The following is a 13,988-nucleotide window of genomic DNA, read 5'->3' as shown; positions in this document are numbered from 1 at the left end:
AAGCTACAGCACCGGACGGTACTTCGCATCACATGGAGGTGGCGACTCGCGATGTCGCGTTCAGGTCAGGAGCCAGCCACGGCAACACCTGTGACGCCGGCATGGGTGGTGAAAAGAGATAGCCCTGCCCGAGCTGACATCCCATCTGCTGCAAGGCAACACGCTGCGACTCCAGTTCCACCCCTTCGGCGACCGTGTGCAGCGTGAGTGTGGTGCCGAGCGACACGATCGTCCGGGCAAGGGCGGCGTCGGAGCCTTCGGTGGCCACCCCTTCCACAAACGCCCGATCAATCTTGAGAATGTCAACAGGGAACCGCTGGAGGTAACTCAGACTGGAGTAGCCGGTGCCAAAATCGTCAATGGCCAACCGCAGGCCGAGTGCTTTCAGCGCCGACAGCGTGCGCAGTGATTGCTCGGTATCGTGCATGATGACACTCTCGGTGATTTCCAGCGTCACCGCTGACGCAGGCACACCGGTCCGGCGCAGGATCTCCTCGACTTCCTCGACAAAGTGCTCTTCGCGCAACTGACGGCCGGAGATATTGACCGACACGGACGGAAAGGCGGTGGGGTCGAGGCGCTCACGCCACCACATGGTACGCCACTCCATGATCTGGGAGCAGACTGTTTCCAGAATCCAGCGGCCCAACGGCACAATGGCGCCCGTATGTTCGGCAATCGGCACGAAGAGAGACGGGGGGAGTGCGCCCTGTTCGGGGTGGTGCCAACGCAGGAGGACTTCGAGGCTGCGAGTTTCTCCCGTAACAAGATCCACGATGGGCTGATACACGAGGAACATGCCGGCGTCCGTCGGGGAGACCACGGCGGTGCGCAAATCCGCTTCGAGTTGCAGCCGCTGCACGATGGCTTCGTACATGGCGGGCTCGAACACGGCGTGTCTGGCCTTGCCGGCTTCCTTGGCCTCGTACATGGCCACGTCAGCATTGCGCAGCAGACTTTCCACGTCGTTGCCGCTGCGTCCGAACGCAATGCCAATCGACGCGGCGATGGTCATCAGACGACCGTCAATCATCAGGGGCTTGCGGAGTGCGGCCTTGATGCGCGTCACGATGGCCAGGGCTTCCGTTTCACTGGGGACCCCTTCCAGCAGGATGGCAAACTCGTCACCGCCAAAGCGGGCGACGGTATCCGCACCACGGGTTTCTTCGCGGATGCGGAGAGCGACGGCCTGCAACACGCGATCACCCGCCTCGTGACCAAGACTGTCATTGATGCCCTTGAAATCATCGAGGTCGAGGAAGAGGACAGCTAACTCCACCCCGGCCTGTCGGCGGCTGAGCATCAGCGCATGCTCCAATCGATCCCGAAAGAGGGCGCGGTTGGCCAATCCGGTCAGGCCATCATGGAACGCCTCATGGCGCAGACGGGCCTCAAGCGCTTTGCGCTCCGTAATGTCGCGGAACACCGTCTGCACCGCGTCGGCCCCCTCGTACTCAATGGCCACGGATACCGCCTCGACTTCACGCAGTTCTCCGTCCGTGCGGACCAGCCGATACTGGAGCCGAGCCGTGCCCGCCCGACGTTGCTGGGCGAGGACGGTATCATCCGGATGCAGAAAGTCCGCGGCTCGCCGTCCCACCAGCGCGTTGCTGGAGGCCGCGCCGATGAGTGCGGCACCCGCGCCATTCACATAGATCAGATATCCACGCCGATGCACGGCAATGGCTTCGGGAGACTGCTCGACTAATTGCCGAAAGCGGGATTCGCTTTCCGTCAGCGCTCGCTGGCGCATCTCCAGCCGTTCACGGAGCGCTTCCTCCGACGCGATGGCCTGCAGCAGACGTGCTTGTCGCCGCATGGCAAACCAGGCCGCCCCACCGGCAATGGCAGAGCCAAAGCCAATCGTGATGGAATGCGATTCCCAGATGGTCAGCCCCGGAAAGATCGCGGACTTGCTGGCCTCGTACACGAAAAAAATGAGCGCGCCCACCACGGTGGCGAGCACGGTGGCCCGCCATTGCGAGTGCGCAGGAACGACGAAGACCTTGAATTGGGACGAAATGGTGCGCATACGGCCACGGTAGTGTTCCGCCCCCAGCCCCCGCCGGCTTCGGCGTGGCGAACTGTGACGTTGCTTCCTGTTGTATCGGCGCCCTCGGCGACCGCCGGAATGGGTGCCGGCCGTCCGTTACGTAACGGATTGGTGACAAATCGGGCCGCCGATTGGTGCCTTTTCGTTGAGCGATGTCGTAGGATTGAGCATGATTTCCGAACGGTCCCGGGCTGATGGCTCATCCGCAGACGTGTTGCTGTGGCAGACCGGCTATCGGCTGGCCCTCGCCGTCATTGCCGGCATTGCGGCCATTGGCCTGCGAACGGTGGGATGGGTGCGGTTGTCCCCCGTGGCGGACGCGATCGTGGGGAGCCAGGCGGAGTGGCTGCTTGGGGCCGTCACGGCCGTGTATGCCTTGTTGGCCCTCGCGCTCCGTGCCTGGGTCAAGAAGATCAGAAGGGCGGGGCGCACGTTGTCGACGCTGACGGTGCTCGCAGATTTGCTGGTGGTCTTCTGGCTGGTGTTTCTCCTGGCTGGTCCGGAGAACTATCATCTCGGCCTATTGTTGGCGCTGTTCTCGCTGCAGCTCACATACGTGTACTTCGGGCGCTTCCCCGCCTTGCTCATGCTGGCGGCCACTGCGGCGGCCTACCTGCTGCTCAATGATCTCGCGCAGCGGAACGGCGCCGAGGTGTCATGGCCCAGCGTGCTCACCACGCTCACGGTGTTCGGGATCGGCTCGTTGCTCGTCACCCGCGTGCAGAGCAATCTGCACGAACGACTCGATGCGCTCGTGACCATCTTCGAGCGGGCGGAGGAGGGGGACTTCACCAACAGCTACGACGTCGCGGCCGACCAGCGTCCGGACGCCATTACGTCGGTGGGACGTGCCTACAATCGGATGCGTACCCAGCTGGCCAGCATTGTGCTGACCGACCCGCTCAGTGGTTGTTTCAACCGTCGTGGGTTTGAGCAGCAGTTCCGGCGCGAACTAGCCCGCGCCGCCCGCGCGCACACCGATGTGGCGTTGCTTGCCATCGATCTCGACCTGTTCAAGCAGGTCAACGACACGCACGGGCATCTGGTGGGCGATCGGGTGATTGCCGAAGTCGGGGAACTGCTGCGGGCCAGTGCCCGCACCGATGATGTGGTGGCGCGCACCGGCGGCGAGGAGTTCATGATTCTGGCGCCCAATACGTCGCTGGACGGCGCGCAACACCTGGCGCTGCGCATTGTGGACGCTTTTCGACGCCGGGTCTTTGTGGAGCCGACGCCGCGCGTGACCCTCACGGCCAGCGTTGGCGTGGTAGCCGATAGCGTCCCCAACGAAAGCATCGCGGAAGACCTGCGGGCGCGAGCCGACGAAGCCTTGTACGCGGCCAAACGCAGTGGGCGCAATCGCGTCGTCCTCTGGTCCAGCGGCCTGGATGCCCTCAAGCTCCGGCACACGGGAGAAACCACGATCGCCGGGCACTGACGGTCGCGGCACCACCGCGGCTCAGTGCGCCGGAACGACGAGTGTCCCCTCGGCCATGATCACGGTGGCACCACCCACCTTGATGGTGCTGATCACGCCGTGCGACTTGTGCGCCTCAATGGACAACCGGCTGGGGCGACCCATCTCCACCCCTTGCGCCACGTCCCACCGCAACACGCCATCGCGCGGCGTGCGCGCGGCCAGGTAGCCGGCCAGCGCCGCGTTGGCGGACCCCGTGGCAGGATCTTCGGGAACCGTGCTGCCAGGTACAAACACGCGCGCGCGAATGTCACAGCCGCGCACATGAGCTGCCAGCGCCTCCGTTGAATCGCGTGACTCCATGGCAAAGACCATCGGCCACGCCGCCCATGTGCCCTGCAGGACGCGCTGCCAGGCGTCCATGTTGAGGCGGGCCCGACGGACCGCGTCCACGCTGGTGAGCGGCATGATGAGGAACGGCAGTCCACAGCTCACCGCCGTCGGGGTATGTGCGCCCCCAACGAAATCGCTTGCTGACAATGACAGGGTACTGGCCAGCGCGTCGAGATCGCTGACCTCCACCCGTTCCTCCGGCAACTGCGCCGTCGTGAACTGGCCGTGCACGGGCACGCCCTGCGCAAGGCGGATGCGCACAGGGACGGGTCCCACATTTTCTCCGAGCACGACGGTCATTTCGCCGGCGGCCACCTCGCTGGCGGTCGGCTTCACTTCGCCGGTGGCCACCAGGACATGCGCGGTGCCAAGCGTCGGGTGCCCGGCAAAGGGCACCTCGAGCTCGGGAGTGAAAATTCGCACGCGTCGTGTCGTGCCCGGTGTGTCGGGGGCGAACACGAAGGTGCTCTCCGCGTAATTGAATTCGCGGGTGATGGCCTGCAGCGTGTCGGTGGAAAGCCCCTCCGCTCCGAACACCACGGCCAGTTGATTCCCGGTAAACGGTTCCGGCGTAAACACGTCGGCGGTGACGTAACGGAGGGTGCGCATGGTCATCCCAGGAACGGGTACTTCCAATCCAGCGGGCTCGAGAACGTTTCCTTCACCGTGCGCGTGCTCACCCAGCGCATGAGATTCGACTTGGAGCCGGCCTTGTCGTTGGTGCCTGACCCGCGGGCGCCACCAAACGGCTGCTGACCAACCACGGCGCCGGTGGGCTTGTCGTTCACATAGAAGTTGCCGGCGGCGTTGCGCAGGTGCGTCATGGCTTCCCGCACGCCCTGACGGTCACGCGAGAACACCGCGCCGGTGAGCGCGTACGGCGACGTACCGTCTACGATCTTCAGCGTGTCCAGCCACTGTGCGTCCTCGTACACGTACACGGTGAGCAGCGGACCAAAGAGCTCTTCGCACAGCGTGCGATAGTTCGGGTCCTTCGTTTCGACGATCGTGGGCTGAATGAACCAGCCCTTCGAATTGTCGTAGTAGCCGCCCGCCACGATGGTCGCGTTACCCTTCGCCTCGTCAATCGCGACCTTGAGGCGATTGAAGGCGCGCTCGTCAATCACGGCCGCCACGAAGTTCGAGAAGTCGCGCGTATCGCCCTGCTTCATCTCGCCCATCATGGCGATGCACCGTTCCTTCACCGTGGGCCAGAGCGACGCCGGGATGTAGGCGCGGCTGGCCGCCGAGCACTTCTGTCCCTGGTATTCGAAGGCGCCACGCACCATGCCCACGGCCAGCGCCTGCGGATCGGCGCTCGGATGTGCCACAATGAAGTCCTTGCCCCCCGTCTCGCCCACAATGCGGGGATACGAACGGTACTTGCCCATGTTTTTGCCGACCGTCTCCCACATGCTGTTGAACACGCCGGTGGAGCCGGTGAAGTGCACCCCCGCCAGATCGCGGTGCGTGAGCGCGATATCGGAAATCATGGACGCGTCGCCGGGAATGAAATTGATCACGCCCGCCGGCAGGCCGGCTTCTTCGAGCAGCAGATACGTGTACCAGCTGGAGAGCAGCGCGGTGGCCGACGGCTTCCAGAGCACGGCGTTGCCCATGAGCGCGGGGGCGCCCGGCAGATTGCCGCCAATGGCCGTGAAGTTGAACGGCGTCACGGCGTACACGAACCCTTCCAGCGGCCGGTAGTCCAGCTGGTTCCACATCGTGTGGTCGGAGATCGGCTGCTCGGCGTACAGCTCCTGCGCGAACTGCACGTTGAAACGCCAGAAGTCGATCAGCTCACAGGTCGCGTCGATTTCGGCCTGGTGGACCGTCTTGGCCTGGCCAAGCATTGTTGACGCGAGCAGGGTGTTGCGCCACGTGGTGGTGAGCAGCTCGGCAGCACGGAGAAACACGGCGGCCCGCTCTTCCCAGCGCCAGCTCGCCCACTCGGCGCGCGCCGCGACGGCGGCTGCGATGGCCTCGTGCACCAGCTCCGGCGTGGCCTTATGGTACGTGGCGAGCACATGCTGATGGTCGCAGGGCATGCGGACCGTACCGGTATTGCCGGTATGAATGCGCCGACCGCCAATGACGATCGGGATCTCCACCTCCTCGGCCGCCATCTGTTCGAGGCGCGTCTGCAGCGACAGACGCTCGGGGGAGCCGGGCGCGTAGCTGCGGACCGGTTCGTTGACGGCGGGCGGCACGCGGCGCGTACCGTCGAAGGCAGCAAAGGACATCGTGAGTCTCCGAAGGACGGGGAAGGGAAGCTGAAAGCTAGCGTCGTGCGGTTCTTGCAGTACCCTTCGCGCATGCATCTGACGGCACGTTTTTCCCGACGCCCGCGCCCGTTCGCCTTTGTGGCGCTGGCGACCGCCGCCCTGGCAGCCTGTGAGCAGCCGGCCGCCACCTGGCTCGACGCCGAGCCGGTGGCCACCATCATGCCGTCACCGCTGGCGTACCCGCAGTTCACGCCGTACGACAGCACGCTGCGTGAAGGGACGCCGGAAGCGGCGTTCCTGCTCACGCAGGACCAGCTGCGCGAACTGGGGGCGGTGACCCTTCTGGCCAGCCCACTCGACAGCCTGGCGGAGTCGAGGGTGACCCTTGGTACGACGGCGAGCTTGCCGCCCATGCAAATGGCACCGGCGCCCACCACCTCGCTGGGCGACGCCGAGGCGCCCCTCGATTCGCTTCGGTGTGCGCGGTCGTTGCGATTGGCCGTAGCGCCCGGGCGCGGGCGGGTGGCGGTGTGGTGGCAGCGGGCCTCCGGCGGGCGTGTGCATCTGGCGGCCGCGTGGCGCGACAGCATTGCGGCCGAAGGGCGATTGGGGGCCTGGCGAGGCCCGATTATGGTGGACACCCTCGATCAGGGGCCCCGCGATGCGCAGGCGTCGGACCGTGGGGCATATGGATGCGCCCGTCCGGCCCCCAGCGTGGCCGTGGACAGCCTGAACGGGTACGTCCATGTCGCGTATGCCCTCACCGGCCCCGAAGGCCCTGGCGTGTTCTACGCGCACCAAATGGACCCCCGTGCCGCGTTTGAGCCGCCGGTGGCCATCCTCTATGGAGAGCGACTGGGGCACGCCCGGGTGGCCTCGCACGGCGAACTGGTGGCCGTGGCCTACGAAGATCCCAATGGACGCAGCCGGGTCATTACCAGCGTGGCCATTTCGCGAACGGCGGGCCATCTCTTTGAGGACCGGCTCACGGCCAGTGGCGGGACCTCGGCGTCCGACCCCTATGTCGTGGTACGCGGGAAAGCCGTGGTGGTGGGCTGGAGCGATCAGCCCTCGCCCAACACCGCACCGGTGTTCACGTTGCGACGAGCGGTCGTGCGGTAGCCGTTCCCGGTTCGTCGGGTGCGCGCTGATTCTTCCACCTTCCTGATCTCCCCATGCTTCACATTGGTGCCCACTGTATCGACGCCGGCGGTATTCCCATGGCCGCGCGTCGGGCCGGGAACGGTGGAATGCAGGCGCTGCAGATCTTCAGTGCCATCCCCAAGTACTACAACGACAAAGTCGGGGTAAAACCCGATCGGGTGGCGCGTTTTGTAGAGGCACTGGAGGCGGCGGGTATTTCGCCGGACCAGGTCATCGTGCACGCGGCCTACGTCCTCAACTGCGCCACCCCCGACGACGAAAAGTGGTCGCGCGCTGCCGCCGGACTGGCCAAGGAGTTTGAACGATCGAGTGCGCTGGGCGTCCGTGGCGTGTGTTTTCATCCGGGTGCGGCCACCACTGGCGACCGTACTGAGGCGTGTGAACGGGTGAGTGAGGCGATGCGCAGAGCGCTGGCCACGGTGCCGGAGAGTGGCACCCGGTTGCTCATTGAAAACACGGCGGGAGCCGGGACGACCGTGGGGCGCACCCCCGATGAAGTGGCCCTGATGCTGAGTGGCATTCCGGCCGATCAGCGGCATCGCACGGGGTACGGGCTGGATACCTGTCACCTGTTTGCGTCGGGCTTTCCCATCGCGGAGTCGCGCGAGGCACTCACCGGCGTGCTGGATGCCTTCGAAGCGGCCACCGGGGAGCCGCCGGCGTTTCTGCACCTGAATGACAGCGAAGGCGCGATGGGGTCGAACAAGGATCGGCACGCGCGCATCGGGCAGGGGCTCATCGGGGCGACGCCATTTGGGTGGTTGCTGCAGGATCGTCGTGCGGCCGGCATTCCACTCATTCTGGAAACTCCGCAGGCGGTGTCGGAGGTGGCCGAGGATGACGCCACCCCTGATCCCTGGGAGGTGGAAGACGTGGCCCTGTTGCGTCAGCTGGCGCAGGACACGCCCTGAGACATGCGCAGACGATTGCCGTGGGCGCTGCTGTTGGCGGGGCTCACGCTGATGGTCAGCGGGTGCGACCGACGTCCGGGCCCGCGCCCGGCATGGCAGGAGGAGGCGGTGCGCGTGGTGGTCGATCCCGGCACCACGTTGGCCGGGACACTGGCATATCCGGCGCACGCGCATGAGGCGCCGGTAGGCGCGGTCCTGCTGCTCGGTGGTTCCGGTGCACAGGACCGTGATGGTACGCGATTGGAACTGCCGGGGTACGCGCCGTGGCGCGAGCTCAGCGACGTACTGGTTGCGTCGGGGCTGGCGGTTCTGCGTCTGGATGATCGGGGGACGGCCCAGTCCACAGGACAGTTTGCCGGCGCCACCACGGAGGACTTCGCCCGTGATGCACAGGCCGCGCTGACATGGTTGCGCCGGCACCCCACGGTGGACGCGGCGCGCGTGGCAGTGGTGGGTCACAGTGAGGGAGCGGTGGTGGCGTTGCTGGTGGCGCGGGGCGATCCAACGCTGACGGCGCTGGTCTTGTGGGGGGCGCCGTCGCGCCCCGGTCGGGAGATTGCCCGGTGGCAACGTGAGCAGTTGGTGACGGGCAATCGCGCCCGCTGGCCGGCGGAGGAGCAGGCAACCGTACTGGCCACGGCCGACGCGCAGGCGGAGGCCATGGCACGTGATGATCCATGGTTACGGACGTGGTTTGTGCTCGACCCCCGTGCGGTGGCGCGCGACGTCCGCGTGCCGGTGTTGCTACTGCACGGCGAGACGGACCAGCAGGTGCCGCCGTTCCAAGCCGACGAACTGGCGCAGGTGCTCCGTGGCGCCGGCGCGGCACCGGTGGACGTGCGGCATTTCCGCGACACCGATCATCTGCTGCTGGCTGATCATGACGGTGATCCGCAAGGCTATGTGCGTCTCGCCGAACGGCGACTGCGTACCACCGTGCTGGAGGCCACAACACATTTTCTCTCTATCCACACGGCGTCGCGGTGATGGTGTGCATCCCTGTCGTGACGCGCGACAGAGGGGAGAATGGGTGTGTCGGCGCCGTGTTTCGAGCGAAAAAACGGTGCGCCAGAGGGGAAAAATGAAAAAAGTTCGAAAAAAAACGCATTTTTCAGAGGGAAAACGCAAAATCCACTATTGCGCAGCATAGGTGCGATTGTAGTTTGTGCCCGTCCGCGAAGCCTGTCACGTCTTCGCGCGATCTGTCGAGATCATATCGGTTGCTCGACGCGACCCTCACGGTCACCACTCTCAGGAGACGACATGGCCGCTGCGAAGAAGTCCGCAAAGAAGGCTGCACCCAAGAAGGCTGCGAAGAAGGCTCCCGCCAAGAAGGCGGCTCCGGCCAAGAAGGCGGCTGCAAAGAAGGCCCCCGCCAAGAAGGCGGCTCCGGCCAAGAAGGCCGCTCCGGCCAAGAAGGCGCCGGCCAAGAAGGCCGCCAAGCGCGCGCCGAACGCCGCGTTCATGAAGCCCCTCACCCCGAGCGCCGACCTGGCCGCCATCGTTGGCGAAAAGGGTCTCCCGCGCACGGAAGTCGTGAAGAAGCTCTGGGCCTACATCAAGAAGAACGGCCTGCAGGACCAGAAGAACAAGCGCCAGATCAACGCCGACGACAAGCTCAAGAAGGTGTTCGGCGGCAAGACGTCGGTCAGCATGTTCGACATGACGAAGCTCGTGTCCAAGCACCTGTCGTAACCAACGACCGGTTGCTGCGTAGTTTGAAGGGGCGCGTCTCACGGGACGCGCCCCTTTAGATTTCTCCGGGTTCGCCTGTCCGGGCCGCCGGACATGTCCGATTCATCTACCCGCACCGCCCGTGGCCTCGAAGAAGCCTGCCTCCGATCGCACCAGTAGCGGTAACACGGTTTCCGCACTCCGCAGTGGGAAGTCCGCCACCCCCAGTGGGGGCGCCTCCGCCTGGGAGAACATCAAAGCGGTCCTCGTGACGGTGGCGTTCTTCCTCGTCATTCGCACGTTCCTCATTGAGGCCTACCGCATTCCGTCGGGCTCCATGATTCCCACGTTGCTCGTGGGCGACTGGCTCTTCGTGAACAAGCTGGCCTACGGGCCGCATGTGCCGTTTACGGAGATCAATCTCCCGGGGTACGACGAACCAGAGCGTGGCGATGTGGTGGTCTTTGTGTCACCCAATCAGGTAGACCAGCCCGACGATCCCAACCCAACGCTCGTCAAGCGGCTCGTGGCCACGGCCGGGGACACGGTCTGGATGCGCGGCGGTCTGTTCTATGTGAATGGCATGCCGCAGCGTCAAGGCTTTGGCGCCGATCAGAACCCCAAGGGAGACGGCGGGTTTTCGCATCCGCTCTTCCAGTGGCAGAAGCCGTTCGAAGTGCGTGGCACGGTGGCCGGCGATCCGCCGGCGCAGCCAACGCTCGACGACTGGGGCCCGCTGGTCGTGCCGGCCAACATGCTCTTCATGCTGGGGGACAACCGCTACGACTCCAAGGACGGACGCTACTGGGGCTTCGTGCCGCGGGAGAACGTCCGTGGGCGGCCCGTCTTCGTGTACTACTCCTACCGCGCCGACGAAAGCGACCGACCGCTGCCTTTCCTCACGGACATCCGGTGGGGCCGCATCGGGACAATCATCCGCTGATGCGCGCGCACGCCGCGGTGACGGTCGTGGCGCTCGTAGCCGCGCTGATGGCGCCGTCGGCCGCCGCCGCACAGCAGACAGCGGCACGGCAAGGTACCGTGCGCACCGACACGCTCTGGGCGCAGTCCCTTGGCGTTCGCAAGGCGCTCACCGTGTACCTGCCGCCGTCGTACGGCACCAGCACCCGGCGTTATCCGCTGCTGGTGTATCTGCATGGTCGTGGCGGCAACGAACGCGACTGGACCAATGCCGGGTTGCTGCATCGCACCATGGACTCGCTCGTATCCGCTGGCCAGCCGGAGGCCATCATTGCCATGCCCGACGGCGACGATGGCTGGTACACCACCTGGGCGTCGCTCCCCGACGCCGGGTGCGCCACCGATACCGTGCGCCGCGAGCCGGCCGCCACGTATTGTGTGCCGTGGCCACACTACGATGACTACATCGCGCGCGACATCGTTGCCCATCTCGATGGCCACTACCGGACCGTTGGCACCCGTGAGAGCCGCGGCATCGCGGGGCTGAGCATGGGGGGGTACGGCGCCCTCACACTGGCCTTGGCCTATCCCGATGTCTTTGCGGCCGCCGTCAGCCATTCCGGCGTGTTGTCGCCTCGGCTGCGTATCGGCGCGGCCGTCACGGACTCGCTGCGGTACGGCCGCGAGATGAACGAACTGGCCGCCGGCGTACGGCACCTGTGGCCCTCGTTGCGCGCCGTCTTTGGCAGCGACACGCTCGCCTGGCGGGGGCGCGACCCGGCGCTGCTGGCGGAACGGCTGAAAGCCCGCGTGGCCCGCGGCGAGGCCCAGTGGCCGGCGTTGCGTTTTGATATTGGTGTAGACGACACGTGGACGCCGCAGAACCGCGACCTCGCCGCCTCGCTGCGAGCCCTTGGCGTGGCCCATGAGTACACGGAATACCCCGGCGCCCATACGTGGACATACTGGAAAGCGCACGCGGCGGAGAGCCTGGTGTTTCTGCTCACACGGACAGGCGGAAAAGAGTAACGGCGTTATGGGTTATGGGTTATCAGGTCACCGGGTAACTGCGGGCACTGCCACTGCAGTTCCGCGGTAACTCGGTAACCCGCTAACCCATAACCCATGACGCTTTACGTAGTTGCGCCGTTACCGCTAACCCATGACCCATAACGCCTTTACGCAGTTCCCCGACCTCTGACCCTAGCGGCTGCCTTCGGGCGGCTTAGCTTGGCTGCATGTCCCGATTCTTCCCGCGTGATGTCGTGCATTGGGGTGAGGAGAAGCTCCATCCCCTGCGCGCCTTTGCCATACGAACCATTGAGCCTGCCGGCATCACCGGGCTCGTGCTTCGTGTTTGGCGGACCATCGTTCTGGGGAGCGGGAGCTGGATCTTTTTTGTGAGCGGCCTCACGGTAGGCGTGCTTTTTCTGTGCGGTATGCTCACCTGGCACCTCGGCAACTATCCCGTCAAGCGCTGGCCGCTGCGCGCGTTTGCCTTCTTTGTCATTGAGTGCGCCGTGGAGATGGGGATGAGCTCCGTGCTCATTGTTTTTGGCCGCGAACGCTACGGGTCGCAGTTGGCCACCTGGGGGGATTGGTGGCCCATGGCCGGACAGGCGCTGTGGCAACGCGGACTCACCATCGTGCTCTTCACCCTCATTCTGGCGGTCGTGGTGCAACTGGTGCGCCGCGCCGTCGATCAGCGCCGCCCTGTACACGCTACGCCCAACTGACCGGGTGTTGATGTCTCTTCCACTTTTCACCGCGTCCCGCCCCATGCGTACGCTCTCCGTTCTGTTGCTCGCGGTTGCCCCGCTGGCCACCGCTGCCGCGCAACCCATTGCCTTCCCCGTCTCACCGGGGAGCCGCACGTCCGGGTCGCCGGCCGCCGACACGCTTCGCCCCTTCGGACTGCTGCGCGATCAGGCGTTTCAGCAGCAGAAATGGTTCGAGCTGCGCATGGAACGCACGTTGCCCATGCTCATGCGCCGCGAAGGTGTGGATATGTGGGTCGTGCCCATGCGCGAGTACAACGAAGACCCGCTGTTCAAGGCCATCACTTCGCCCACCACGTTTGCCGCGCGCCGTCGCACCATCTACGTCTTCTTTGATCGTGGCGCGCAGGGCGTGGAGCGTATTGCCCTGGGGGGTACGTCACAGGGGAACGTGTTCAAGGCCGTGCGCAGCATGAAGGCCGTCCCGCAGCCCGCGGCCGGCAGCCGCGGCAATGACCGACAGGCTGAACTGTGGGGCGACGAGCAATGGAACATCCTCAAGCAGGTCATCGAGGAGCGGAAGCCCAACAAGATCGCCATCAATACGTCGCGCAACTTCGCCTTTGCCGACGGCCTCTCCAGCGGCGAAAAGGAAGGCATGCTGCAGGCGCTGGGCGCCCCGTGGACGTCCAAGATCGTGAACGCCGAGGCGCTGGCCGTCGATCTCATTGCGGCGCGTCAACCCGAAGAAGAAGCGGCGTTCCGCGAACTCAACCGCGTGGCGTGGGAGATCATCACCGAAGCGTTCTCCAACAGGGTGATCACGCCGGGAGTCACCAAGACAGACGATGTCGTGTGGTGGATGCGCCAGCGGCTCGCCGACCTCGGACTGTCCACCTGGTTCCAGCCGAGTGTCGAGATTCAGCGCGCCTTTGGCAGCCCTGAACTGGTGGGGGTGAACCCCACGATTCTCAAGGGCGACGTGCTCCATTGCGACTTCGGCGTGACCGCGCTTGGACTGAACACCGACACCCAGCACATGGGCTACGTGCTGAAAGACGGCGAAACGGATGTACCGGCGGGGCTCAAGAAGGCGCTCGCCAACTCCAACCGCCTGCAGGATCTCACGGTAGAGGAGCTCAAGCCCGGCCGCACCGGCAACGACGTCCTCAAGGCCGTCCTCACGCGTATGCGCAGCGAGAAGATCGACGGCACCGAGTATTCACACCCCATCGGCCTGCACGGCCACGGCGCCGGTGCGTTGATCGGGCTGTGGGATTATCAGGATGGCGTGCCAGGGCGCGGCGACCACACGATCATTCCCGGCATGTGGTACTCCATCGAACTGCAGGCCACCACGCCCGTGCCGGAGTGGAACAACCAGCAGGTGCGGTCGGCGCAGGAAGAAGACGTGATCATCGACGCGTCCGGCAAAGTGCGCTGGGCGTTTGGGCGCCAGTCCAAATTCCATCTGGTGAAGTAAGCAGACACGTCGCCACCAGTACGCTCTCC

12 protein-coding genes are annotated in these 13,988 nt (G+C 65.2%); 9 read left to right on the top strand and 3 right to left on the bottom strand.

Annotation, left to right across the window (positions count from 1 at the left end; genetic code table 11):
* Positions 1-28 precede the first annotated feature (28 nt).
* A complete protein-coding gene (locus GEMMAAP_RS15800) occupies positions 29-2,032 on the bottom strand; it encodes a putative bifunctional diguanylate cyclase/phosphodiesterase (protein WP_053333644.1) in 2,004 nt (667 codons plus the stop codon).
* 190 nt (positions 2,033-2,222) lie between these two features.
* Here GEMMAAP_RS15800 and GEMMAAP_RS15795 point away from each other — a divergent pair, with 190 nt between their 5' ends.
* On the top strand, positions 2,223-3,491 hold the full coding sequence (locus GEMMAAP_RS15795; RefSeq protein WP_053333645.1) for a GGDEF domain-containing protein: 1,269 nt from the start codon (positions 2,223-2,225) through the stop codon (positions 3,489-3,491).
* 21 nt (positions 3,492-3,512) lie between these two features.
* Here the strand turns inward: GEMMAAP_RS15795 and GEMMAAP_RS15790 are convergent, their stop codons facing one another.
* Together GEMMAAP_RS15790 and pruA are read right to left on the bottom strand one after the other, a co-directional pair.
* On the bottom strand, positions 3,513-4,472 hold the full coding sequence (locus tag GEMMAAP_RS15790; protein ID WP_026848435.1) for a PhzF family phenazine biosynthesis protein: 960 nt from the start codon (positions 4,470-4,472) through the stop codon (positions 3,513-3,515).
* 2 nt (positions 4,473-4,474) lie between these two features.
* Positions 4,475-6,106 (bottom strand): L-glutamate gamma-semialdehyde dehydrogenase, encoded by a 1,632-nt coding sequence (gene pruA, locus GEMMAAP_RS15785; RefSeq protein WP_026848436.1) that lies wholly within the window; start codon positions 6,104-6,106, stop codon positions 4,475-4,477.
* Between the two features lie 72 nt (positions 6,107-6,178).
* Between pruA and GEMMAAP_RS15780 the strand changes: the two genes are divergently transcribed.
* From GEMMAAP_RS15780 to GEMMAAP_RS15745, 8 genes are all read left to right on the top strand, one after another.
* Positions 6,179-7,210 carry a hypothetical protein gene (locus GEMMAAP_RS15780; protein WP_026848437.1) on the top strand — a complete coding sequence of 344 codons (1,032 nt, stop codon included), beginning with the start codon at positions 6,179-6,181 and terminating at the stop codon, positions 7,208-7,210.
* Positions 7,211-7,263: 53 nt separating this feature from the next.
* Entirely contained in the window at positions 7,264-8,163 is a 900-nt protein-coding gene (locus GEMMAAP_RS15775; protein WP_026848438.1) for a deoxyribonuclease IV, read from the top strand.
* Between the two features lie 3 nt (positions 8,164-8,166).
* A complete protein-coding gene (locus tag GEMMAAP_RS15770) occupies positions 8,167-9,150 on the top strand; it encodes an alpha/beta hydrolase family protein (protein ID WP_026848439.1) in 984 nt (327 codons plus the stop codon).
* Between the two features lie 276 nt (positions 9,151-9,426).
* A complete protein-coding gene (locus GEMMAAP_RS15765; protein WP_026848440.1) occupies positions 9,427-9,858 on the top strand; it encodes an SWIB/MDM2 domain-containing protein in 432 nt (143 codons plus the stop codon).
* 121 nt (positions 9,859-9,979) lie between these two features.
* Positions 9,980-10,780, top strand: a complete 801-nt coding sequence (gene lepB, locus GEMMAAP_RS15760; RefSeq protein WP_026848441.1) for a signal peptidase I — start codon at positions 9,980-9,982, stop codon at positions 10,778-10,780.
* Positions 10,780-11,787 carry an alpha/beta hydrolase gene (locus tag GEMMAAP_RS15755; RefSeq protein ID WP_145979174.1) on the top strand — a complete coding sequence of 336 codons (1,008 nt, stop codon included), beginning with the start codon at positions 10,780-10,782 and terminating at the stop codon, positions 11,785-11,787. The genes lepB and GEMMAAP_RS15755 overlap by 1 nt, the downstream gene beginning before the upstream one ends.
* A 209-nt stretch (positions 11,788-11,996) precedes the next feature.
* Complete coding sequence (locus GEMMAAP_RS15750; protein WP_026848443.1) at positions 11,997-12,494, top strand: hypothetical protein; 498 nt, start codon at positions 11,997-11,999, stop codon at positions 12,492-12,494.
* A gap of 43 nt (positions 12,495-12,537) precedes the next feature.
* The gene (locus GEMMAAP_RS15745; protein ID WP_026848444.1) at positions 12,538-13,959 is read left to right on the top strand and encodes a M24 family metallopeptidase; all 1,422 of its coding nucleotides are present in this window, start codon (positions 12,538-12,540) and stop codon (positions 13,957-13,959) included.
* Positions 13,960-13,988 lie beyond the last annotated feature (29 nt).

Source organism: Gemmatimonas phototrophica, from assembly GCF_000695095.2.
GTDB classification, from domain to species: Bacteria; Gemmatimonadota; Gemmatimonadetes; order Gemmatimonadales; family Gemmatimonadaceae; genus Gemmatimonas; species Gemmatimonas phototrophica.
Note: the sequence above shows the minus strand (reverse complement) of the source record. Positions and strands in the feature narration are given on the sequence as shown.